Source organism: Gardnerella sp. c23Ub_4 (genome assembly GCF_055804115.1).
In genome coordinates this window covers 793694-818058 of record NZ_JANUYO010000001.1, presented here as the reverse complement: position 1 = coordinate 818058, position 24365 = coordinate 793694, and the positions used below count along the sequence as shown (strand labels likewise).

The following is a 24365-nucleotide window of genomic DNA, read 5'->3' as shown; positions in this document are numbered from 1 at the left end:
CTATGAATATGTACGCATTGCAATTTTCAAAATGATTTACATATGAATAAACGCATTATGCCAATATCCTGTTTGTATTGACGCATATAAAGCAACAGTAGGAACAGCAATGCAAATTGCATAAAATATCCAATCGTATGCTGTTAACTTCGATTTTCGTGCTGGAACGCGTTTAATACTACTTCCAAAAGCCCTAGCTTCCATAGCTGTAGCAAGTTTAGTGCCTCTGCGAATAGATAACACAAGCAAGCCAAAAGATTGCGAAAGCATGCGCTGCAAAGCCTTACCATCCAATATACCACGAGACCTGCGAGCTAAACCAAAAGCACGCCAATCATTTTGCAATAGGCTAAACATTCTCAATCCAGCTAATGCTCCGTACACAAATCGTGGAGAAAAATGCAAAATCTGCACTAAGCCGTCTGCTAAATCAGTTGGATCTAATCCAATAGCTAATATAACGCCTGGAACTGCTACAGATGGAACACGAACAAAGGTACAAATTGCCAAATATAATGATCCTTGACTTATATGCATCCAGCCAAACTTAAATATATCATCTCCAGAACTTTGGCCATATAAGAGCACCGATATAAAGCTACCCGAAGCAGCAATCCAAACTGGCCAAGTATGGCGTAAAACATACCAAGGAGTTACTCCAGCAATTGCAAATAACAGTATATCTAAACCAAATGCAATAGAAGCAGAAACAATATCTAATGTAACAAACATAGGCAAGCAGAGTAATAACGCTCCAATAAAACGACTTATTGGATTAAGCTTACGAATAAACCAAGAAGGCGAAACTAGTCGTTCACTTTCTAAACGTTTAGAAGACGCTGTTACATCAATATGAGAAACTTTTAGTAAACTTTCAAAATCTTTAACTTGAATACTAGACGATTCTTCTGCACTACTAGTTTTATTCACTTCTACTCATTCCCTTCACTATAGTTATGAGCGGACACTGCGATTTTTTCGTGACTCAACTCTTATTACTCTGGCATCTAAAGACTTTACAAGCTCATCATCGTGAGTAACAACGATCACCGCTGAGCCACTATCGCGTATTTGCGCAATAAGTTTTACCATTGCTGTCCAAGTTCTAAAATCTTGCCCAAAAGTAGGCTCATCCATAATAACAACACGCGGAGCGGCAGCTAAAAGCGTAGCTACAGAAAGTCTACGTTTTTCTCCTCCAGATAATGTATAAGGATTAGCAAGAGCAAAACGCTTCAAATCCATACGTTCAAGCATGCTATCGGCAATATCGTAAGCTTCCTTTTCGCTTTTTCCTTGCTTTTTAGGGCCTACAGCAACTTCGTCTCTTACAGAAGATGTTATAAATTGATGTTCTGGCTCCTGAAACACCATGCCAACTCGCCCTAGCAATTCTTGACTTTTCCAAGTAAAAAGATTATTTTTACGTCGTTTTGGAACATACTTTTCCATCATGCACACACTGCCAGCAATTGGTTTTAATAATCCTGCAAGCGTTAACGCTAGCGTGGTTTTACCAGCACCATTAGGCCCCATTAAAGCCGTTACTTCGCCAAAACGAAAAGCTACATTAACATGTTCTGCTAGTGGCAGAGTTCTTCCAAAAGAGCAATCATTAGTATAGAGCGCAACAGATTCTTCCGCATCTTTGATTTCGCTATTGATTTCGCTATTGATTTCGCTATCGCAACGTTTAGGTGCAAAAGATTCAACTGTTCTTCCTGGAACCCAAGCACCACCTTTTGCGAGCATATCGCCATATTTTTCAAAAACATCCTCAGGCTTACCGTCTGCAATAACGCATCCTACATTTGCATCATTATTATTTTCGTTTTTTCCAATAACAATAACTCTATCAATCAAATCCAGCCACACATCAATATGATGTTCAACTACAATCATTGTAGAACCTGTTTTTTTAAGAATATTCGCCACAGCATCATGAACTTGCTGAACACCTTTAGGATCTAGATTAGCTGTAGGCTCATCTAAAAGCAGCAATCCAGGATGCATTGCAAGCACTCCTGCTAAAGCAAGACGTTGCCTTTGGCCTCCCGATAAAGATTGTGTTGAGCGTCTAAGACCCTGACTTCCTTGAGTAATATTGTCTAAACCAACAGCTTTTAGCGAAAGCTTTACGCGGTTCCAAGTCTCTTCGCTATTAACTCCAAGATTCTCACTTCCAAAAGCTACGTCGTCGCCTACTCTTTCAAGAATGATTTGAGAATCTGGATCTTGCATAACAAGTCCAACTTTTCCGCGAGCGTCTCTAGCATGAACACCACCGATTAGAAGGCTACCTTCTTCCATGCCTTCTGTTTCATCACCTAAAACACCTGCTAAACCAGCCATAAACGTGCTTTTCCCAGCGCCAGAAGCACCTAAAAGCAACACATGCTCACCAGGCTTAATATCAATATTTACATTCCTTAACACAAAATCTTTGCGCGTAGCGTGTCTCCAACCCCAGTCTTTAGCAACTACGCTCGCTGGAGTCCACTCGTTTTTATCAACAAATCGCATACAAACAAACTTTCATTGCATAGCAAAATTTAAAAATATAAAAATCTAAAAATATAAAAATTGCATAACACAATTTCAAAAAATATAAAACAAGTACAAAATATAAGCATCATACGAGTAAACTACCGTGTTTTTGCATTTTGAGCATTAAACACGATAGTTTACAAGTTGCAATTAGTATTTAGATATAACTCACACTAATGCTTGAGGACGGCCCGATTCAAAACGATCAAGCACACCAGTTGCAGCTAATGCCTTTTGAACAAGCCACACAACAATACCTGCAACAATAAGGCCAGAAATAATAGAAGTAATGAGATTTGCAATAATATATTGAGCATTCCAGCCTTGACCGCCGCTAACCCAATTGTAGATAAAGCAAGCTACGCCTGCTAACGATCCAGATATTGCAGTGGAAAGCAAATTCCATGTTTTGTACATAAAGAAAATGAATGCGAGTTCAGCACCAACGCCTTGAATAATACCGACGATTAACGATCCGCCAACACCCCACTGATTTCCTAACATAAGTTCCACAAAAGCAGCAAGCGTTTCGGCAAACAATGCAGCGCCAGGCTTACGCACGATTATTGCAGCTAAAGGTCCAGCAAAAAGCCAAAAACCATTAGATAAACCTTCAGCACCAGGCAATAAGCTTGCAAAAAGATTAGTAGGAGCTGCGCACACAATATCCCAAGCCCAGAATAATACGCCAGATGCAACAGCGATAATAGCAGCTATGACGATATCAAGAATACGCCAGCGATTAGAATGTTCCATTGAAACATTAGTCATAATAAGTGCCTTTCTTCAATATTGAAAGATTTGGGCACGGGAAAAGAGCGACATCCGTTGCTAACATTACTTAGCACACGTTCAATCGGTCGAAGCTTTCGCTTCCTCTCAGCCAGAAACGGCTCCCGAGTCAAATATTTATAATCACAGTGTAAGAATGTAATGCAAATAATACATCAAAAACTTACCTACACAAGAATACACATAGAGTGCTTTTTTGTATAGTAGATGTTCAAAAAAACAAGCAGATATAAAAAAGTCGGGGTGACAGGATTCGAACCTGCGACATCCTGCTCCCAAAGCAGGCGCGCTACCAAACTGCGCTACACCCCGATGCTTTCTAGCTGATTACCAGCTCCAAGCACAATCAAATACAATAGCGCACATTGCAGACAAACGCAAATTTGCAACACGCGCGATAGAATAGAACAAGCATTGAAAAATAGGAAACGGATTTTAGAGGTTCATATGGGGCGTTTTCAACGTGCAGAAGCAGCTGGATTAATCGCTTTTCTAGCGTGCGCATTATTTGGCATGATTGTAATGTCTATATACATAAACACAATGCCAGCAATATGGCAAGTTACACAACGCTTGTTTACAATGGCGTCTGGAGTGGTTGCCGCTTGCAGCATGTGCACTTTTGTAGTCGGATATTTAAGAACACACAAAGGAATACTTAAAAAGAATTGGTTGCAAATCGCAAAACACGCTTTTGAAATAATCGCGCTTTCTACGATTTATGGCGCAACAATGCTACTTATGTCTTTTGCTCTTCTTTCTATAATCAATAGCATTATTGGAAGAAGTGCCGTAAACACTTATCTTCCTGTTCTTTGTTGCGCATTAAGCGGAATTGTTGGATACGCAACTCTTGTACAAGCAGAACTTTTAGAAGCAAAAACCGTTGCTTCGCTTCTTCCACTATTTGTGATTTCTGGAGCTGCAACTGCTGGATTAACTTCCGACGACCCGTATTGGTACAACAATAACTTCTCTCAACTAGGAGACAGAACAACGTTTGCAGCAAGCATGTTTAATGCAACGCTAATTCTAGCTGGAATATGCATTATTATTACAAGCTACTTTGCTATAACCGAGTTTGTTGCAACACAGCACGAAATCTTGCAAAATAAGGGCACTAACACTACAAAGCATTTTAAGACTCGAACAACCATTATGGCAGCTTTGCTAATTCTTGGAGGAATAGCGTTTATTGGGATTGGAACGTTCCGCTATACTCCTCACCCAGTTATACACGATTTATGCGCTAGAGGCGTTACTGGTCTTATTTGCACAATGCTTATATGCCTTCCATGGCTTGCACCTAGGCTTTCTAAAACATTCTACGTTGCTTCGGATTTAGCTGTTATTCTTACTGCTTGGGTTGGAAATCAATGGGTTCACGGTAATAACACTTTAACAAATGTAGAAGCTTTATCTTGTTTACTATTTTTAGGGTGGATAATAGTGTTTTCAAGGCAAGTCGCAGCTATGCAAAGCGACCGTTTAAGGTCTTAAGTCAAATCTTAAATAATGTATTAAATAATGTATTAAATAATGCATTAAATCAAGATATTAAATCAAGATATTAAAAATGTGACCTACAACCAGCTAAAATCAGCAAAATCATAGGTCACAATTAATTAATTTGCTTATATTATTCTTAATATTATTCTTGCTTCTCACTCATAAGAAGAAGGAAACTTCTTGATTGAGCAACAATATTAAAACCAGATTCGTAATGCAATTGCGGACCTTTTGGATTATGAGTGTCTACAACAAGAGTCCACTTTTCGCCATAACGCTTATCTGGCAAAGTGAAAGTTATAGGCTCGTAATGCGCGTTGAAAATAAGAATAAAGTCATTATCGACCATTCTACTTCCGTACCAATCGGTTTCTGGAATATCTGAACCATTCAAATAAATCATCACCGAAAGCGCATGAGTATTACTCCAAGCTTCCATATCCATTACGGAACCCGTGTGATCAAACCACTCTACTTGCGGAATCTCTGAAGCATCATCCGAAGGCATACGACCAATAAAGAATCTACGCCTATGCAAAACAGGGTGATCTAGTCTTAAATGAATAAGCTTAGAAACAAAGTCAAACATATCTTTTTGAGTGGAATCAAAATCCCAATTAATCCAAGAAATAGCATTATCTTGGCAATATGCGTTGTTGTTTCCATTTTGAGTACGCATAATCTCGTCTCCAGCGCAAATCATAGGAATGCCCTGGCTCATTAGCAAAGTGGAGAAAAGATTTCGCATTTGGCGCTGACGAAGTTCGTTAACATCGTGAATATTTGTAGGGCCTTCTACTCCGCAATTCCACGAACGATTGTCGTTAGCGCCGTCGTTATTGCCTTCCTTATTTGCTTCATTATGCTTTTCGTTATAGCTCACCAAATCGTTCATAGTAAAGCCATCGTGAGCAGTAATAAAGTTTACAGAAGCTACAGGCTTACGACCATTTTGCTCATATAAATCGGAGCTTCCCATAAGTCGACTTGCAAACTCAGGCAAAGTCGAAGGCTGCGAGCGCCAAAAATCGCGTACGCAATCGCGGTAGCGACCATTCCACTCGGACCAGCTTGGAGGGAATCCACCAACTTGGTATCCACCAACGCCAATATCCCAAGGCTCTGCAATAAGTTTTACGCTAGAGATAATAGGGTCTTGCTCAATAATGTCGAAGAATGCAGAAAGCTTATCTACTTCTTGGAATTGACGAGCAAGCGTTGCAGCCAAGTCGAATCGGAATCCGTCTACATGCATTTCCGTAACCCAATATCGCAAGCTATCTGTGATTAATCGCAAGGCTTTAGGAGATCGCATAAGAAGCGAGTTTCCTGTGCCAGTAGTGTCAAAATAATGACGCTGATCGTTGTCTACCAAGCGATAGTAAGCGCGATTGTCGATTCCTCTAAAGCTTAATGTTGGTCCCCTATCGTTTCCTTCTGCAGTGTGATTGTAAACAACGTCTAGAATAACTTCCATTCCTGCGGCATGATATGCCTTAACCATTGCCTTAAACTCGTTTACTTGCTCGCCACGCTGACCAGAGCTTGAATACGAGTTTTGAGGAGCAAAGAAGCCAATCGTGTTATATCCCCAATAGTTGCTTAAGCCTTTATTCTGCAAGAAAGAATCGTTTACAAATTGATGAATAGGCATAAGCTCAATGGCAGTAATTCCAAGCTTTTTTAAGTAAGATATTACGCTTGGATGAGCTAATCCAGCATACGTTCCGCGAATTTCTGGAGGAACATTACGATTTAGATTCGTCATTCCTCTAACATGAGCTTCGTAAATCACGCTATCGTGATACGGGATCATTGGGTGCTGGTCGTTTCCCCAATCAAAATATGGGTTTATAACAGCAGCTTTCATAGTGTGATCTGCAGAATCCAAAGTGTTCATTGCTGCTAAATCATCTGGATTTGCAAACCAATAAGAAAACAGGCTCTCGTCGCCGTCAATATTTCCCTCAATCGCCTTAGCATATGGATCCAAAAGCAGCTTGTTTGGATTACACCACAATCCATGATTTGGATCATACGGACCGTGAACTCTATAGCCGTATCTTTGGCCTGGCTGTATTCCAGATATGTAGGTATGCCAAACGTAAGAATTCTGCTCAGTCATATCGATGCGCGTTTCGTTGTCTTGCTCGTCAAACAAGCACAACTCAACATGCTTTGCTACTTCGGAAAACAATGCGAAGTTTACGCCCGCGCCATCGTAGGTAGCTCCAAGCGGATACATAGAACCTGGTCTAATTTGCATAATTCAAGTATTGCATATATTTATATAGTTTTCATCAATACATAAGGCGATTCTTAAAAAAGATTAAACTTTTACATAATGCAAGCTTTTTTAGAAAATAAAAAAATACTTTATTAAACAGTATGATTTTTCCCTAGATTAAAGGCAACACGCCGAAGTATAGCCTTTAACCACATTGCTCTAAAAAGCTAGAAAAAAGATTTTGAGCTTGATGAAATTGCATCATGATAAACGAAGAAGACATGATATTAGATATATCGCAAGAAGATATACAACAAGAAAATATACAACAAGAAGAACTGCTAAGCCGTGTAGCAAAAGTCGAAGAACAACTATGCGACTTTTCAATACCAAATAAAACAATAGGTAGCCTTGGCGAAGAATACACATCACTAAAACTAATGCTTAAAAATTGGATTTTGCTAGATAGAAATTGGCATAGTCGTTTTGGAGAGCTTGATGTTGTAATGATGAACACAGAAGGAATAATCGTATTTATTGAAGTAAAAACACGACGAAGCATACGTTTTGGCACTCCTCTAGAAGCAGTAACAGAAGAAAAACGTATAAAAACGCATAAAGCTGCATTCAATTGGCTAGAAAATCACAAAATGTTTAAGCATAGAAGAATACGATTCGACGTTGTATCAATACTTATTTCCAAAAACAAAAACATTCAAATACAACACATTTTAGGAGCATTCTAATGATCATTGGAAACGCATTATCTGTAGGACTGCTTGGATTAAAGGCATTTACAATACAATTGCAAGCATTTATATCTAGCGGCCTGCCTGGATTCTCAATTATTGGCCTTCCCGATACTTCTTTAAGCGAAGCAAGAGAACGAGTTAAATCGGCATATATGTCTTTGCGATGCGAATGGCCAGACACAAGGCTAACAGTAAATCTTTCTCCTGCTTCTATGCCAAAAAGTGGAGCATCTTACGACCTTGCAATCGCAGCAAGCATACTAAGCGCTAGAGGAATTATTCCACTTAGCGAGCTAGAAAACACTATTATTTTAGGCGAGCTTAATTTAGACGGATCCGTTTTGCCAATTCAAGGAATGCTGCCAATCGCACTATACGCTAAGCAAAAAAATATTACAAAAATGATTATTCCATACGGAAATCTTGAAGAAGCAAAGCTAGTAAATGGGATTGAAGCAATTGGGATTAAGCATATTTTAGATTTAGTAGACGAGCTAAATGGAAAATTAGAAGACGAAGCTAGGCCGATTGCCAAAAAGAACAGAGAACGCGCGTTAAATGCGATTAAAACGTACGACCACATTAGAGTAGAAGAAAGAGAAAAAGCTGGCGATTTGCACAATTCTAATAGTAACGGCATTAAATACTCGAGCAAAAATATGGCAGATAACGTTGAGCCTGTACATAACGATAGGCCATTAAACGAGATTGGAGATATGTCGGAAGTATTAGGTCAAGAGCACACAAAGTGGGCTTTGCAAGTGGCGGCAGCTGGAGGACACCATGTTATGATGATAGGTCCTCCTGGGTCTGGAAAAACAATGCTAGCTTCTAGAATGCCAAGCATAATGTGCCCTCTTAACGAGCGAGAGCAGCTAGAAGTGGCATCTATTAGGTCGCTTTGCGGAACACTTCCCTACTACGGAATAACGGACGTTCCGCCTTTTGAAGCGCCTCATCACACTTCTTCCGCAGCATCTCTTATAGGAGGCGGCGCAGGTTTAGCCAAGCCTGGAATCATAACTCGCGCGCATTGTGGAGTTTTATTTATGGACGAAGCTCCAGAATTTTCGCCACGAGTTTTGCAAACACTTAGAGAACCATTGGAATCTGGCCATATTGCTGTTTCTAGATCTAAAGGAACAACGCTGTATCCTGCTAAATTCCAGCTCATTATAGCAGCAAACCCGTGCCCATGCGGATATGCGTACGGAAACGGAGAGCGATGCACTTGCAAAGAGAAAGAACGCATACGCTATTTTTCTAGACTTTCTGGACCAATTTTAGACAGGATTGATATTCAAATGGATGTGCCACCAGTAGAAAAAATCATAACCAGAAAAGCCATGTTAGAAAACGGCGCAAGTCAAATGTCGGAAAAAATTTTGACTAGCGCAATGATGCGTGAAAACGTAAAAAACGCAAGACTTGTTGCACAAGATCGTTTTAAGAAACTTGGTTGGAGTTGCAACGCTCAAGCTTCTGGAACATGGCTTAGAAAATACACATCTCAAAAAGCGATTGAGCTTATAAATAAGTCTCTTGAAAACCACAAGTTGAGTTTACGCGGCGCAGATAGAGCACTTAGACTTGCTTGGACTTTAGCAGATCTTTGTGGTCACACTTGCCCAGATTTAACCGACATGGCTCAAGCAATTAGCTTAAGGACAAGAATATGATTAGCACAAATAACGCAAATGTTGTAAATATAACCAATGCAGCAAATATAACAAACACGCAAACAAGTGATATTTATGCAATAAATGACGATACTTTAGCGCGAGCAATACTAACGTTTTGCACAGATGGAGCAGACGCAATAATGTACACGCTTACTATAGGAACTGTTAATGCTACAAGCATTGTAGATGCACTATATTCTATTTGCGAATCAATCACTAAAAACGCAAGCAAAATAAGCAATAAACAATTAGAGCTTGATTTTCCAACAAATTGCTATCAAAAAGATTCTAGCGAAAATAAGCAGCAAGAATGCAATACTGATTCAAGTACAAACGATTTAGACAATGTTCTTACAAACATTGTAAAAAATCACCCACAAATCAAAGTTTTAGAAAAATGCTTTTTGGAAGGTCTTAAAATTTGGGGCGGTAAAAGTGCAAACAATAAAAATGAAGTAAATAATTTTGCTGTATTGCATAAATCTGTTAAAAAATGGTGTTTAAGAATGCAAGATCTACCTTTTTGGGATGCAAACAAACTCAAAAAATGGTTTAGCTCAAGCGGATCGCAATGGATTATATCTCCAAAAAGCAAGTATTGGCCTAAACAATTACAAGATTTAGCAACAAAATGCAAGGTCGCTCCCCCACTTTGCTTATGGGGAATTGGAGACCCAAACGCTCTTATTCAATGCAAACAACCACTTGCAATCGTTGGATCTAGAGGATGCAATGACTACGGGTACGAACTTAGCTTTACTTTCGCAAAATCGTGCGCTAAAAAAGGGCACACAATTGTTTCTGGCGGAGCTTACGGAATTGACGCTGCAGCACATTGGGGAACATTAGACGCATTGGATTGCCACGCAATAAACGCAAGTCCTGTAGGTAAAACAATAGTCGTTTTTGCTGGAGGACTAAACAATATGGGCCCAAGCAGCAATGCTCAACTTTTTAACGCAATACTTGCAAGCGGAGGAGCATGCATAAGCGAGCTTTGCCCCGAAACTATTCCAGAAGCACGCAGATTCTTGCTAAGAAACCGCCTTATTGCAGCACTTGCCAGCAAAGTCATAGTTTCTCAAGCTAGATTAAGGTCGGGAGCGTTAAACACAGCAAATTGGGCATTGGAACTAAACCGAGAATTGTATGCAGTTCCTGGAGATGTAACTTTGCCAAATAATGCTGGATGCAACATGCTTATTCATGACGGAAAAGCTATGATGATATGCTCACACAGAGATATAGAAGACATCTACCCTAATTCACATCATTATTTGCCACATTCACTAAGTAATAACGAAAGTATTCCAGACACTTGCAATGATTTACAAAAGCTTATATTAAAAGCGATTCACAAATGCAAGCACAACAAAGTATGTGCAAATATAGACAATATTCATGAAGCTATTGCAAAATCAGAAACAAATAGCGATTTTTCAATATCACAAATATCAGGAGAGCTTGCGATTCTTGAGCTAGATGGATTAATCAAAAGTCAAAATGGCGTTTTTAGCATAAATCGAAAAAAGACTTAAGTCTAAAGTCTTAAATAAAAAATCCTAGGCCTTAAGTCTTAAATAAAATGTCCTAAAGTCTTAAATAAAATACGAAAAATATGAGAAAATAAGTGTTATGCAATCAAACTTTGAGCAAAGCGAATCAAACGTAAAAAGTCAAGAAAAAAGCGAGCAAATAAAAATAAATAACTCGTTTTACAACGTTTTAATTATTGGAGCTGGAGCTGCAGGACTTTCAGCCGCATTAGGCTTAGTAAAGTCTAAAGAGTACCAAACGCTAAAAATGCACGGAAAACAGCCTAAAATACTAGTGATTTGCAAGCTTCAAGCATTAAGATCTCATACAGGCTCTGCCGAAGGCGGAATTGCAGCATCATTAGGAAACGTAGAAAAAGATTGCTGGCAATGGCACTATTACGACACTGTTCACGGAGGCGACTGGCTAAGCGATCAAGACGCAGCAAAAATGCTGGCAAAAGAAGCTAGAGATACAGTTATTGAACTTGAGCACTTTGGAGTTGCTTTTTCTAGAACAAAAGACGGTCACATTAATCAAAGATTCTTTGGAGGTCACACTGCTGACTTTGGGAAACAGCCAGTTAGGCGAGCTGCGTACGCTGCAGATAGAATCGGTCACCAAATTCTATACAGCTTGTGGCAAAAATGCTTAGAAGAAAACATTGAAATTAGCGAAGAAATTTACGTTACAGATATTGCAATAAATAGCGAAACAAACAGCGTAGAAGGAGTTATAGCGCTAAACGAAAAAACAGGAAACGTAGAAAAAATAAGCGCAAATAATGTTCTTATTGCAACTGGAGGCGCTGGCAGACTATTTGCAACAACTTCTAACTCCTGGGATTTAACTGGAGACGGAATGGCTTTAGTGCTAAATGCTGGATTGCAATTAGAAGACATAGAGTTTATACAATTCCACCCAACTGGATTAGCGCACACTGGAATATTGCTTTCGGAAGCCGCGCGAGGAGAAGGCGGAGTGCTTAGGAATTGCAAAAACGAAGCATTTATGAAGAACTACGACAATACGCACGCGGATTTAGCTCCAAGAGACGTTGTAAGCAGGGCGATTATAGCAGAAGTCGATGCAGCGCGAGGAGTGGAAGACACAACTAGCAACGTTGATAAAAAAGATTGCGTTTGGCTAGACATGACTCATATAGAAAAACAGCATATGCTAGAGGCTCTTCCGCAAGTTGTTGAGACGATTGAAAAATATGCGCATTTAGATCCTTCAAAAGATCTTGTACCTATTAAGCCTACTGCACACTACACAATGGGCGGAATACCAATCACTCTTAACAGTCAAGTCTATAAGTTAGATAGAGGGAAAAAACAAAGCATAAAGGGATTATACGCTGCTGGAGAATGCGCTTGCTCAGGAGTACATGGCGCTAATCGCCTTGGCGGAAACTCGCTTCTTGACGCTTGCTTATTTGGAAAAATCGCAGGAAAATCTATTGCAAAAGACTTGCAAAATCAAGAAGAAACTCAAAATCAAAATAATTTGCAAAACAAAATCCAAAAAATAGACGAATTAGCTAAAAAGCGAATCCAAAAAATACTATCACTTATGCAAAGCGAGAACGATTCAAAAGATGAGCAAAATCCATACATGCTTTTAGATGCGCTAGAAGAGATTATGGAAACAGCTATTGCAGTAAGATGCAGCGAAAAGAGCATTAAAGAAGCTTTGCAAAAAATAGATACGCTTATTATTCCAAAAGCCAATATGCTTATTTTGCATTCTAAAAATCTTGTTTTTAATCAAGAGCTAACAGCTATTTTGGAATTGAAAAACTTGATTACATTTGCAAAAGCAGTTTTGCAAGCATCGTTAGCAAGGCATGAATCTAGAGGATCTTTTACAAGATTGGATTATCCACAGCATAACAACAGCCAAAATCCGCAACATTCTATAGTGGATTTAAGCGGAAAAGTGCAAAATATTCCAGTTACAGTAGTGGATTTTGACCCAAATCGTCCAATTAACGCTCAAAATGCTAGCGAAATTAAAGAAATTATTACAAAAATCAATTAATTTGCAACACGCCGAAGCAAAGAGTTGAAAAAAATGTTATAGTTCTATCTGTTGTCTAAAACACCCGTCCGGGTGGCGGAATGGTAGACGCGCTAGCTTGAGGTGCTAGTGCCTATTTGTACAGGCGTGCGGGTTCAAGTCCCGCTCCGGACACAAAATAAAGTCTTGTTGAGAAATCAGCAAGACTTTTTTGTTTCGTATTCGCAAACACTAATCGCGTAAATAATCGCACTAACTAATCGCGCTAGTTAATCACGCTAGTTAATCACGTAATTCCAAGGGTCAAAAGCTCTGCCAATCCAAGAAACATCTAATGATTCACCAAAATTCTTATATATAGAATCGTGAATATCTTTAACAGCATACTTAAACCATAAAGATTCAATAGCGCTATGAGGAGTGTTTATAAGCATAGGCTTAATAATATTAGAGTGCGCTAGTTGCGATTCATAAATAGCTTGCTCGTACGCGTCCGTTGCAGGATGATGTCTTAAATCACTTGTTACATACACGTCTGCTCCACAAGCGCGAACTTCATCAAATAAGGAATCACCAGATCCTGGAAGAACAGCTATTTTACTAACCATTGCATCAACATCTCCGCACACTTGAACCCCTAGCTTAGTAGCAGGTAAAGCGTTAAAAACGCGCATAGCAAACTCTTTAAGCGTGATTTTTTGCTCAAGCACTCCAACTCTGCCAAGCCCAATAGAAGGGTTATTGCTTGCAGGAACAAGAGGATGCAAATCCTTAAGACCAAAAGCATTCGCTGCGGCATCTGCTACTCCCCTAAAAGCCGCATCCGCATTAGTGTGACCAACCCACAATCCGCAACGATTTTCAATAAGCGTTTGAACTATTTTCCCGCGAACAGAAAAACCAGAAACTTCGTGAACCGACTTAAAAAACAAAGGATGGTGCGAAACAATCAAATCCGCTCCCATTTTGCACGATTCTTCAACAGCTTCTAAAGTTGGATCCGATAAGCAAACAATTTTATTAACTTTATGCGAAGGATTCCCAACGATTAATCCTGGATTATCCCAAGACTCAGAAAGACTTAAAGGATATAAGTCTTCTAAAACATTAACAATCTCACCTAAAGTTGCCATTATTCCTATCCTTTACAACAAGCCTACAAGTATGATTTTTTAGCGATTCACAAACACATTCGCAAACACATCAATGCGCAGCAAGCTGCCAATCAGCACCAACTCCAGTAGAAACACTAAGCGGAACAGAAAGCTCAACAGTATGTTCCATAGCATTTTTAACAATGTTTTCTACAACATCCGCCTCACCATGGGCAATCTCAAGAACAAGTTCATCGTGGATTTGCAAAATCACGCGACTCTTAACATTAGCTTTTCGCAAATCATCATCTACTCTAATCATTGCAAGCTTCATAATGTCTGCAGCGCTTCCTTGAATAGGAGCGTTTAGAGCAGCTCGTTCTGCAGCTTCTCTAGATGCTCTGTTCGTAGAATTTAACTTTGGGAAATATCTTCTTCTACCAAACATTGTTTGAGTGTATCCAAGCTTTCTAGCTTTATCTACTAAAGACTCCAAATAGTCGTGTACTGCACCAAAAGTATTGAAATACTTTTCTTTAAGCATCTCGGCAGCCGCAGGACTAATTCCTAGTTGCTTTGCAAGACCGTACGTACTGAGTCCGTACGCTAACCCGTAGCTCATTGCTTTAACATGACTACGCTGATCTGCGCTAACTTGCTCTACTGGAATCCTATAAACTAGGCTCGCTACAAACTTATGAAAATCAACACCAGACTGGAAAGCATCAATAAGCGTTTTATCTGCAGAAGCATGAGCCATGATTCTAAGTTCCACTTGCGAATAATCACAACTCATAAGCTGCTCATAGCCACTTCCTGGAACAAATGCCGCTCTAATCTCTCTTCCTGCAGCATTTCTATTAGGAATGTTTTGCAAGTTTGGGTCCGAAGAACTTAGTCGTCCAGTAGCAGCAATAGTTTGCTCAAAAGTTGTGTGAATCCTACCATCTTTATATCTTGCAGCATCAATAAGGCTCTGAACGATTTGCTTTAACTTATTAGTTTCTCGATACTTAAGCAAAGCGCCTAAAAATTGACTTGGCTTTTCATCTGGATCAATTTTTGAATACAACTCTTGTAAAGCTTCGGCATTAGTAGTATACGAGCCACTTTTTGTTCTACGAGTAGGCTTTAGACCCATGTCTTCAAACAGTAATTGCTGAATTTGCTTAGGACTTTGCAAATTTATTGGCTTAGCTGCAACGTCTAGCGCCATTTTTTGAGCAAAATTCGCTTCACTTGCAAAATTATCTTTCATAGACGCAAGTCGGAGCATATCTACAGCAGCGCCCGTATCTTCCATCTTCCTTAAAACTCTAGAAACAGGCATTTCAACGTCTATCATTAAGCCAGTTTGCTTGCGCTCATCCAACTTTTTCGCATATTGTTTAGAAAGCAAACGTATAGTCAAAGCTGTTTCTAGCATGCTTTCTTCTAATTCTTTGTTATCTTGACTTTGCGAATCTTGCTCTTTAGAATCTTGGCTGCTATCAATATCAAAATCAAGTTTGCCTTGCGTCGGTTCATCGTTTAATTGCGAAGAGCCTATATGAATATTCAAAACATGCTCAGCCATATCGCAAAGATTTTCGTTCTTAAAATCTGGCTCAATTAAGTAAGATGCTAAGCGAGTGTCGACTAGTGGGCTAAAAGAATAATTATCTTCTACGACTCTTAGAGACACTAAAAGAGCAATATGCTTTTTATAATCATGCAAAACCACTGAAGACTCATGCTTTTTTATAAAATCTCTTAGTTTAGAAGCGATTCCGCTATTTTCATTAATAACATTTGCATACACAATTGCAGCGTCGTTACCAGCTAAGATTATTAATGCTTTTGCAAAAATACCAAACTGATTAGTGTTGTTTTTTTCTTCTACAGCAAACACTACTAATTCTTTATTCTCTTTTATTGTTTTTGCGCATTCTAAGTCGTTTCTTATAAGATTTGCGCTATTTATATACGAGTCGGAAAAGTCGCTGGAATCCGCAACACAAGATTTTGCAATACTAATCCAATTATCTGCATCAGACTCGGAATTAATATTATGCACGTTTATTTTATCTAACAGAGCTTTAACGTCTTCTATATCATCTGAATCATTTAATTCCGTAGAACCACTATTTTCTGCATGCGCACTTCCAGCAGAAATCATTGTTTTAATATTCTCATCTAAAAGCTCTTTGCTCCCGCGCGTAAACTCTTTTAGAATCTTTCTTCTAGTACGTGTACCAAATTCAAGATTTTCGAACAGCTCTCCAACAGACGCAGCGTTTACATTGCCAAAATCAAGATCGTTAACACTAACTCCAAGGTCTAAATCTTTAACAAGAGTATTAACTTTTTTGTTTAATCGAATCTGATCAATGCTTTCTCGTAAAGACTCGCCTTTTTTACCACTGATTTGACTTGCGTTTTCAATAATGCCTTCTAGGCTGCCAAATTGATTAATCCACTTAGCAGCATAACCATCTCCAACTCCTGGAACTCCTGGAATATTGTCAGACGTTTCCCCGCGCAATGCTGCTAAATCTGAATACTGACTAGGCGTAACATTGTATTTTTCAACAATCGCATTAGAATCCATTTGCTTTAGATCCTTAAAATGCCTGCCTGGGTACAGCACGTTAATAGTGTTATTAATTAGCTGAAAAGCATCGCGATCTCCAGAAAGCACAAGCGTTTTATAACCAGCATTAGCACCCATAGTTGCCAAAGTAGCAATAATATCGTCGCCTTCGTAGCCCTGCTTTGTAATGTACTTAACACCTAACGCACTAAGCATTTTTTGAATAACGGGCAGCTGAGCTATAAGTTCTTCTGGAGCAGCTTCACGAGTACCCTTATATTGCGGCAAAAGCTTGTTTCTAAAAGTTCCACCTTTAACGTCGAAAGCAACCGCAAGCTTATCTGGTTTCTCTTTTTCTATGACTTGCGAAAGCATAGTAGCAAAACCCCATATTGCATTAGTTGCAAAACCAGATTTTGTAGAAAAATTGTCTGCCGATATTGCGTAAAAAGCACGAAACGCAAGTGAGTGGCCATCTACCACCAACAACGTTCCCTTATAATCCTCATTATTCAAAGAATCCTCGTTTGCAACGATGCTGGTATTCACTTAACACCCACCTGCGTTTTTTGTAAAATAAACTTTTGAAATTATTTATGCATAGCTCGCGCAAGAAACCGCGATTACCAAAATTATTTTGACTTTACTACGCTTCGTCTGATGGCTTTTCTTCGCCATACTTAGCGATAATAGCCAACGCAAGACGCTTCTTTGGAATACGCTGATCCATAGAAGTTTTTTGAATCCAACGGAAAGCACCCTGCTCCGAGAAGCCAGCTTTATCCATAAGCAAGCCTTTTGCTCTATCTACAAGCTTGCGCTCTTCGAGAGTATCTTCTGCTTTCTTAAGCTTTTCTTCTGCTTTACGAAGCTGATCTTGAGCATCTTGAAGCTTGTTTTCTGTGCGCTCAACACTATCAAGCAAATCGTTAATCTCGCTAAATCGGCCCATTGCAACTTCTAGAGCTGGCAAAAGCTTTGACTCTTCGTAAGGCTTTGTAACATACGCCATTGCTCCAGCGCCAGTAGCGCGCTTAACAAGATCTGTTTGCGAAAAAGCCGTTAGCATAACAACAGGCGCAATATTTTCATCGCAAATAGTAGCAGCTGCTTGAATTCCATCCACGCCAGGCATTTTAACATCCATGCAAACAACGTCTGGACGATTTTCACGAGTAAGATCAATAGCCTCTTGCCCATTAGCAGCTTGACCAACAACCTTATATCCGTTATCTTCCAGCATTGCTACAAGATCCATACGGTTTACTGCTTCATCTTCTGCAACAATAACAGTTTTAACGCCGTTTTCTTTTTGCTCGCTATTTTTATTATTGCTTTCTACGCCATTCGACGATTCATATGCATTACGCAATTCATCATCCGTAAGCACAACAGACGCCTTCCCCATCTCTTCATCGCTGTTTTCAGCCGACATTCTAACCTCATTTCCTTACCAAAACACAAGGCAACAGCGCTATGCATTAACTAACACATACATTCGCACACTTAATACTCATACTCGCCATCTTTGCGTTTATTTTTTAGGCTAGCATCATGCAAGTTTTATGCACAAACACTAAAAGCACACTGTGCGCGTTGCCAATGATTTTACTCGCATGCGTGTATAAAAATACGCCATAAACCGCTTTTTAATGCGGTAAAGCACATGCAAATAACGACAATACAAAAGTCAAAGCACCGAGCATTGCTAACTGTACGCACAACGGAAAAGCACTAGCATAATTCCCATTAATAACTGCGTATATTAGCGAGCACGCTTTTTTAATAAACATGCAAGTAACCAATAGTAACAGAATGCAAGAAACAATAAACACACCTTTATTAAATAAGATATTGCTTAATGCGAAAACAGTTTTATGTGGATTATTAATACTTAAAAATACGCCTATAAATCGAGAATCGAACACATATAACAGCACATAAGATGATTGTAAAATCGCCACTAAAACAGCAACACAAGTAAATACAACACCACCCTTGCGTTTGCCAAGCCAAGCCATTGCAGTAATCTTTTTATGTTGCGTATCGCTTTCTATATCTCTTAAATTATTAATCATCATAAGGCAAGCAGAAAATCCGCCTGGAATAAAAGATAATAATACGCAAAAAACAATTTGCTCAATGCTTGCTGCAGTTATTGAGTCTTTAGAAAAACCACTTGCATAAAAAAGAGCACACAATGTTCCTAAAAACGCTACTGGTCCAAAGAACAAAAACGCACTAAGCTCTCCCCAACCCCTATATCCGTATGGGTGTGATCCTCCTGCATAAAACCAAGCTGCTATAACGCAAATTAATCCAAGAGGAATAAACATCCAAATTCCGCTTCTAATCGTAATAACTAGTCCAAAAACGCACGATATTAGAGCAGATATGCAAGCAGCATACAACACTGATTTTGGCTTAATACCAGCGTTTGCAAGCCTCCAAGACACATCGCACAACGCTTTGTTTTTTACGCTTACATCTCGCTTAGACCTTTGATTATCTAATCCGCGCAAACCGTCACAATAATCGTTTGCATAGTTTACTGAAATTTGCATAAAAACAGCAACACACAAACACAAAAACGCTTGCAAAGCAAAATTTTCAACATTGTAAGTCTTTACAAGTATTTGACCGCTAAATAAATACCTTGCAAAAATCGAAATTGCCATAACAACTGGCACGATTCCAATTGGAAGAGTATAAAGTCTTGCACCTTTAAGCCAAAACTTAATATTAGTCATTAAAATCGCCTAAATTCTAGAATTTTTTAATTGATTCTAGATTAGTTTAGACTATTTTAGATTATTTGTGGAGCAAATATATACACAAGTATTGGCAAAGCAATCATTAAAACAGATATAACAAGAAGAACAAATCCACGCCAGCCAAAAGGATATTTTCTAAAAGAAGACTTACGTGTGCGCAAATAGAATCCTCGCTCTTCTGCAGCCAGCGCACAGCTATCTGCTTTACGAACAGACAAAACTAAAAGAGGCACAATCAAAGGCATCATAAGCTTAATCTTTTTGAAAGGATTCTTTGTATCGAACTCCACTCCTCTTGCCATTTGAGCTTCTGTAATTTGAGACATCTCGTACGCAAAAATAGGAACAAATCGCACAGCTGTAGTGATTGTAAAAGCATAGCAATATGGAATGTGTAAGTATTGAACAACAGCGTTAGCTAAATCGTTTAGTTTTGTAATGCTAAGCACGCTTACAAGAGGCAATGCAAAGCAAAAAAGTCTTAAAGATGCTCGCAATGCAACAGAAATTCCCTTTGTACTAAACCATAAGAACATGTAGTTTCCGCCTTGAGCAATAACTGTTTGTAAAAAGAACATTACAACGCCAAGAATAAGCATTGCGCGCACAAGAGGAAACAGCGCTTTAAGAATACCAGCCATAGCCATGCCAGCAAGAATAAGAACTGCAATAAATACAAGAATGCTAAATTGTTGAGCTATAAAAGCAGACACAACAACGCTTACAGCTAATATGAGCTTTGCAATAGGATTTGCTTTGTGAAGCAAAGTTGAGCCTTCGTTATACGTTAAGATTTTAGTTTGCATAATTACACCTTGCTTTACAAATTGCTACTCTTTTTAAGAGCATCAACCAACATATCCCTCTTATACAAGCCCTTACAAGCGTCAAAACCATTTTTGACTAAGCCTTGAGATACAGCACACAAAAGTGGAGCACATAATGCAGCTTCTTTGCAAATCGCATTGTTTTCAAAAACGCAACTTATGCTTCCGTCTTCTAGAATTTTGCCATCGTTTACTACGATTAAACGCGTTGCAAAGTCAAGAACCACTTCCATATCGTGGCAAACCATTATTATGCAACAACCGTGATCTCTAAGGTCTTCTACAACTTGCATAATGCGCAAGCATTCCATGTAGTCTAAGCCACACGTTGGCTCGTCTAAAACAAGAATCTTAGGTTTAGTTACAACAGTTGCAGCCAAAGCAACCATTTGACGCTGGCCTCTAGAAAGCATAAATGGGCTTGCTTTAGGATCTAGATTTAGCTTTTCAATCACTTGCATTGCATGATCATTAGCATCTTTAACAGACTCTCCTAAAAGAATGCAACTAAATGCTACTTCTTCTAAAACAGTATCTTTGCAAAGTTGACGATCTGGATTTTGGAAAAGCGTAGAAACATAGTGAGCAATTTGGCTTATTTTCATATTGCTAGTGTCTTTGCCATCAATAAAAATATTGCCGCCGCTCGCCTTAAGCAAACCGTTGATTAGCTTAGTAACGGTTGTTTTTCCAGCGCCATTTCTTCCAACAAGAGTTACAAGCTCCCCAGCGTAAGCTTCAAAAGACACGTTTTTTAGCGCACTAACGCCACTTGGGTAGGAAAAACTAACGTTTTTAAGCGAAAGACATGGAGAAGTATTTTGCTCCGGCTGATGTGTTGAAGATTGTTTGGAGACTTGCGACTCATTGGAAAAGTCGCCAGCAACCGCCGATGTGTTTGAATCGCATTCGCTATTATCAAATTCAGCATGAGAATCACCATGAGAATTACTATTAGAAGTCAAAGATTTTCCACTATTAATCGTATTAACAATAGTATTTACTGTATCTTCTACAGACACAGGCAAATCGCTTTTAGAGCAAACATTCTTGCTCTGTAAATCATTAACCAAATGCGTAGTGCGCGGATAATTTATTCCAATAGAATAAAGCAAATCCATGTTTTTCAACGCTTGACTAACAGGCAAATCAAGCGACAAAGTGCCATTAGAAAGCACAACTAAGCGCTTGCAATACTCGCTTAAAAGCGCCACTTTTTGCTCAATTACAACAACCGTTATTCCAAAATTCTTATTCAAATCTTTAAGAATCGAAAAAATCATTTTAGAAGAAACAGGGTCTAAAGCGCACGTAGGCTCATCTAAAACCATAACTTTAGGCTTTAGCGCAAGAATAGCAGCAATCGCAACTTTCTGCTTTTGGCCTCCAGAAAGAGTATCTAAATCGCGGTTGCGCAAATCACTAATGCCAACAATTTGCAAAGCTTCATCTATTCGACTTGGTATTTCGCTATGCGCAACGCCAAAGTTTTCTAAGCCAAAAAGAATCTCATCTTCTACATTTGCAGCAACCATTTGCGCATCAATGTCTTGAATAACAGATCCAATTAAGCAAGCAATATTAGTTAAAGCAAGATTTTTAGTGTCTTGACCAGCAATCTTAACACTTCCTAAGAGTTCGCCAGAATAATGATGCGGAATCGCGCCAGAAAAAAGCGAAGCAAGCGTTGTTTTTCCAGACCCAGAAGGGCCAATAATACCAACGAATTCGCCAGATTCTATGCTAAGACTTACATCTTTTAGCGCAAGAGTGGAATCGTGTGCCTTTGAAGAGTCTAAAGAATCATCTTTATTCCGATTCACATACTTAAAAGACACATCTTTTAACTCAAGCAAAGGCACAATAATTCCTAACTCTTAAAACCAATAAATTGATTACTAATTATTGATTATTATCTAACGATTATATAATTTACCAAACATTCCTAACACATATTGCGTAGTACATATTGCAAACACAAACTGTGCTACTTATGCAAAACGAGTCGAATTGGAGTGTAAAGAACTTCAACAACAACAGCATTAAACACAGCAGTTCCAAAAATGATTGGAAGCATAACAAGAATCATCTTAGGAGAATGAAGAACAAAGAAAGATGCAGTAGAAGCAAATATTAAACCAGAAACAACTGTAGTTATAAAAGTTGCTATGAGTGGGAAAATACTAAACTTTCTAGCAGCATCCTTAGGGAAAACGTGAACATAAGCCATAATCATCAAAGTCATAACAATTGCTGCTGGAATATCGCAAACATAATTGAGACCAGGAATAGATGCGTTAAATTGCATTAAAGTTGCAGCCAAAGCACCAATAATCGCACCCTGAATAACATTTGGACGAACCAGCAAAATCGCAAGACAGAACGATGCGATTAAGAAGTTTGGTTTAATGTTTCCAATTGAAAGTGCTTTTGCAACTGTAAAGTCAAGAATACATCCTGCTGCAAAAAGAACAGCAACCAACACTAAAGACGTAACATCTAAAGCGTGCTTTTTAACACTTACAGCATTGATCATGCTACCTGCATGTTCGTTAATTCCCTGATTCATAATCTTCTCCTTTATGTTGCGATAATCAAGTTTTAATTATCGACTTTTGATGTTTATTTACGTTTATTTACGTTTGTTTATATTTGTTTACGTTGATTCAAGTTAATTTATTTCTCATTTTCAATGGCGATTTATTTGTGATTACTTATGCAAAACGAGTCGAATTGGAGTGTAAAGAACTTCCACAACAACAGCATTAAACACAGCAGTTCCCAAAATGATTGGAAGCATAACAAGAACAGTGTTTGGAGAGTGAAGAATAAAGAAGGATGCGATTGTTGCAAAAATCATTCCAGAAATAACAGTTGCAACAAACGTAGATATAAACGGGAACACACTGAACTTTCTAGCAGCATCCTTAGGGAAAGCTTTTAGATATCCCATAAGCGCTAACGTCATAATGATTGCTGCTGGAATATCGCAAGCGTATTCAAGACCAGGAATCGAAGTGTTAAATTGAATCAAAGTAGCAGCCAAAGCGCCAATAATCGCACCTTGAATAACATTTGGACGAACAAGCAAAATAGACAAGCAGAACGATGCAATAACAAACTCTGGCTGAATGTTTCCAATCGAAAGCGACTTTGCAACTGTAAAATCAAGAATGCATCCAGCTGCAAAAAGAACAGCAACCAACACTAAAGACGTAATATCTAAAGCGTGCTTTTTAACATTTACGCCTTTTAGCAAAGTAGCTGCTTGATTAATTTCGGACTGTGCAGATGTTTGCTCTGTGTTAGTAGCTTCTACGTTAGTTGACTCTTGATTCATGATTTTCTCCTTTACGTAAATTTTTACGTTGTTTGTTTTCAACAATTTTGGTTTAAATTGTTGTTAGTTTGTAGATTGTTATTGGTTTTAGATTGTTTAGATTGTTTAGATTATTTTCAATTTGGATTAAATCCAAATGGATTCTTGCGTTTTAGGATATAAAAAAGACCCCTAGGTTTACCCTAGAGGTCTTTTATAAGCCTAAACAAGCAGCTTCTAAAACTTTAGAGTAAACTACGCCAAAGAGAAGTCTGCCACCACCACATACGAGCAGCATCAAAAGTATCGCGAGCTTGAGCATTCATGTTACGCATGATAGCCGCCTCCTTAAATACTTTAGCTGCAAAGCTAAATGCCTATGTGGTCAATCACAAACCTAACACCGTAAAATTTACGATATGCGTTTGTGTTGTGTTCGATGCTAACACCATAAAAGTACAAATGCAAACAAAAATATAAAATTAGCAAAAAATCACACAAAACACGTAAAAATATCCACACTTAAATCGGCGCAATTCCAGGCAAAACGCCGTAAGCGCATAAAACGCATGTCTAATCTTATATAAAACAACCTCAATCCCTAGCAACGTGTATACTTTCACAAGTTGCGGGCTTGTAGCTCAGTGGATAGAGCGTCTGCCTCCGGAGCAGAAGGCCGTGGGTTCAAATCCCATCAAGCCCACAAAATATC

The 24365-nt window shown here is 38.8% G+C and carries 16 protein-coding genes, 3 tRNA genes and 2 pseudogenes; 8 read left to right on the top strand and 13 right to left on the bottom strand.

The features are described from left to right. Nucleotides 1–36 precede the first annotated feature (36 nt). From NYP67_RS03230 to NYP67_RS03215, 4 genes are all read right to left on the bottom strand, one after another. Nucleotides 37–930: an energy-coupling factor transporter transmembrane component T family protein gene (locus tag NYP67_RS03230; RefSeq protein WP_473411170.1), complete on the bottom strand. Its 894-nt coding sequence runs from the start codon at nt 928–930 to the stop codon at nt 37–39. A 24-nt stretch (nt 931–954) separates the two neighbouring features. Further along, on the bottom strand, nt 955–2523 hold the full coding sequence (locus NYP67_RS03225; RefSeq protein WP_473411169.1) for an ABC transporter ATP-binding protein: 1569 nt from the start codon (nt 2521–2523) through the stop codon (nt 955–957). 192 nt (nt 2524–2715) lie between these two features. Further along, a complete protein-coding gene (locus NYP67_RS03220; RefSeq protein ID WP_020758098.1) occupies nt 2716–3318 on the bottom strand; it encodes an ECF transporter S component in 603 nt (200 codons plus the stop codon). A gap of 259 nt (nt 3319–3577) precedes the next feature. Next, nucleotides 3578–3651 (bottom strand) — tRNA-Pro (locus NYP67_RS03215). A 135-nt stretch (nt 3652–3786) separates the two neighbouring features. On the opposite strand from NYP67_RS03215, the gene NYP67_RS03210 reads away from it, so the two are divergent. Continuing rightward, nucleotides 3787–4839 (top strand): hypothetical protein, encoded by a 1053-nt coding sequence (locus NYP67_RS03210; protein WP_020758097.1) that lies wholly within the window; start codon nt 3787–3789, stop codon nt 4837–4839. Between the two features lie 151 nt (nt 4840–4990). Here the strand turns inward: NYP67_RS03210 and glgX are convergent, their stop codons facing one another. Further along, entirely contained in the window at nt 4991–7114 is a 2124-nt protein-coding gene (gene glgX, locus NYP67_RS03205) for a glycogen debranching protein GlgX (protein WP_016786800.1), read from the bottom strand. A gap of 242 nt (nt 7115–7356) precedes the next feature. Here glgX and NYP67_RS03200 point away from each other — a divergent pair, with 242 nt between their 5' ends. The 6 genes and pseudogenes from NYP67_RS03200 (at nt 7357) to NYP67_RS03175 (ending at nt 13241) form a co-directional block, all read left to right on the top strand. After that, nucleotides 7357–7821, top strand: coding sequence for a YraN family protein (locus tag NYP67_RS03200; RefSeq protein ID WP_473411220.1), 465 nt, complete (start codon nt 7357–7359; stop codon nt 7819–7821). Beyond that, nucleotides 7821–8415: pseudogene (locus NYP67_RS03195) on the top strand (magnesium chelatase domain-containing protein); the annotation flags it as partial. The gene NYP67_RS03200 and the pseudogene NYP67_RS03195, both read left to right, overlap by 1 nt. A gap of 113 nt (nt 8416–8528) precedes the next feature. Beyond that, a pseudogene (locus NYP67_RS03190) lies at nt 8529–9506 on the top strand (YifB family Mg chelatase-like AAA ATPase); the annotation flags it as partial. Next, nucleotides 9503–11047 (top strand): DNA-processing protein DprA, encoded by a 1545-nt coding sequence (locus NYP67_RS03185; protein ID WP_473411168.1) that lies wholly within the window; start codon nt 9503–9505, stop codon nt 11045–11047. The pseudogene NYP67_RS03190 and the gene NYP67_RS03185, both read left to right, overlap by 4 nt. 97 nt (nt 11048–11144) lie before the next feature. Further along, nucleotides 11145–13088, top strand: a complete 1944-nt coding sequence (locus NYP67_RS03180; RefSeq protein WP_473411167.1) for an FAD-binding protein — start codon at nt 11145–11147, stop codon at nt 13086–13088. Between the two features lie 66 nt (nt 13089–13154). Beyond that, a tRNA-Leu gene (locus NYP67_RS03175) sits at nt 13155–13241 on the top strand. A 104-nt stretch (nt 13242–13345) separates the two neighbouring features. Here NYP67_RS03175 and NYP67_RS03170 read toward each other — a convergent pair. The 8 genes from NYP67_RS03170 to NYP67_RS03135 form a co-directional block, all read right to left on the bottom strand. Continuing rightward, nucleotides 13346–14200, bottom strand: a complete 855-nt coding sequence (locus NYP67_RS03170) for a Nif3-like dinuclear metal center hexameric protein (RefSeq protein ID WP_018633800.1) — start codon at nt 14198–14200, stop codon at nt 13346–13348. 70 nt (nt 14201–14270) lie between these two features. Further along, nucleotides 14271–17282 carry a DNA polymerase I gene (polA, locus tag NYP67_RS03165; RefSeq protein WP_473411166.1) on the bottom strand — a complete coding sequence of 1004 codons (3012 nt, stop codon included), beginning with the start codon at nt 17280–17282 and terminating at the stop codon, nt 14271–14273. 97 nt (nt 17283–17379) lie between these two features. Then, nucleotides 17380–18168 carry an ANTAR domain-containing response regulator gene (locus NYP67_RS03160; protein ID WP_102704988.1) on the bottom strand — a complete coding sequence of 263 codons (789 nt, stop codon included), beginning with the start codon at nt 18166–18168 and terminating at the stop codon, nt 17380–17382. A gap of 214 nt (nt 18169–18382) precedes the next feature. Beyond that, complete coding sequence (menA, locus tag NYP67_RS03155) at nt 18383–19483, bottom strand: 1,4-dihydroxy-2-naphthoate octaprenyltransferase (protein WP_116286012.1); 1101 nt, start codon at nt 19481–19483, stop codon at nt 18383–18385. Between the two features lie 56 nt (nt 19484–19539). Continuing rightward, nucleotides 19540–20313, bottom strand: coding sequence for an energy-coupling factor transporter transmembrane component T family protein (locus NYP67_RS03150; RefSeq protein WP_473411165.1), 774 nt, complete (start codon nt 20311–20313; stop codon nt 19540–19542). A 14-nt stretch (nt 20314–20327) separates the two neighbouring features. Then, on the bottom strand, nt 20328–22196 hold the full coding sequence (locus NYP67_RS03145) for an ABC transporter ATP-binding protein (protein ID WP_020759067.1): 1869 nt from the start codon (nt 22194–22196) through the stop codon (nt 20328–20330). Nucleotides 22197–22321: 125 nt separating this feature from the next. Further along, nucleotides 22322–22903: a tryptophan transporter gene (locus NYP67_RS03140; RefSeq protein WP_473411164.1), complete on the bottom strand. Its 582-nt coding sequence runs from the start codon at nt 22901–22903 to the stop codon at nt 22322–22324. Nucleotides 22904–23044: 141 nt separating this feature from the next. Continuing rightward, a complete protein-coding gene (locus tag NYP67_RS03135; protein WP_004130264.1) occupies nt 23045–23674 on the bottom strand; it encodes a hypothetical protein in 630 nt (209 codons plus the stop codon). 609 nt (nt 23675–24283) lie between these two features. Here NYP67_RS03135 and NYP67_RS03130 point away from each other — a divergent pair. Next, nucleotides 24284–24356: transfer RNA gene (locus tag NYP67_RS03130), tRNA-Arg, on the top strand. The last annotated feature ends 9 nt before the right edge of the window (nt 24357–24365 follow it).

What these genes read in the sequence shown, in the direction of transcription:
- NYP67_RS03225 (WP_473411169.1), bottom strand. Translation starts at nt 2,523, where the DNA reads ATGCGATTTGTTGATAAAAACGAGTGGACTCCAGCGAGCGTAGTTGCT.
- NYP67_RS03220 (WP_020758098.1), bottom strand. Translation starts at nt 3,318, where the DNA reads ATGACTAATGTTTCAATGGAACATTCTAATCGCTGGCGTATTCTTGAT.
- NYP67_RS03210 (WP_020758097.1), top strand. Translation starts at nt 3,787, where the DNA reads ATGGGGCGTTTTCAACGTGCAGAAGCAGCTGGATTAATCGCTTTTCTA.
- glgX (WP_016786800.1), bottom strand. Translation starts at nt 7,114, where the DNA reads ATGCAAATTAGACCAGGTTCTATGTATCCGCTTGGAGCTACCTACGAT.
- NYP67_RS03200 (WP_473411220.1), top strand. Translation starts at nt 7,357, where the DNA reads ATGATATTAGATATATCGCAAGAAGATATACAACAAGAAAATATACAA.
- NYP67_RS03185 (WP_473411168.1), top strand. Translation starts at nt 9,503, where the DNA reads ATGATTAGCACAAATAACGCAAATGTTGTAAATATAACCAATGCAGCA.
- NYP67_RS03180 (WP_473411167.1), top strand. Translation starts at nt 11,145, where the DNA reads ATGCAATCAAACTTTGAGCAAAGCGAATCAAACGTAAAAAGTCAAGAA.
- NYP67_RS03170 (WP_018633800.1), bottom strand. Translation starts at nt 14,200, where the DNA reads ATGGCAACTTTAGGTGAGATTGTTAATGTTTTAGAAGACTTATATCCT.
- NYP67_RS03160 (WP_102704988.1), bottom strand. Translation starts at nt 18,168, where the DNA reads ATGTCGGCTGAAAACAGCGATGAAGAGATGGGGAAGGCGTCTGTTGTG.
- menA (WP_116286012.1), bottom strand. Translation starts at nt 19,483, where the DNA reads ATGACTAATATTAAGTTTTGGCTTAAAGGTGCAAGACTTTATACTCTT.
- NYP67_RS03150 (WP_473411165.1), bottom strand. Translation starts at nt 20,313, where the DNA reads ATGCAAACTAAAATCTTAACGTATAACGAAGGCTCAACTTTGCTTCAC.
- NYP67_RS03140 (WP_473411164.1), bottom strand. Translation starts at nt 22,903, where the DNA reads ATGAATCAGGGAATTAACGAACATGCAGGTAGCATGATCAATGCTGTA.
- NYP67_RS03135 (WP_004130264.1), bottom strand. Translation starts at nt 23,674, where the DNA reads ATGAATCAAGAGTCAACTAACGTAGAAGCTACTAACACAGAGCAAACA.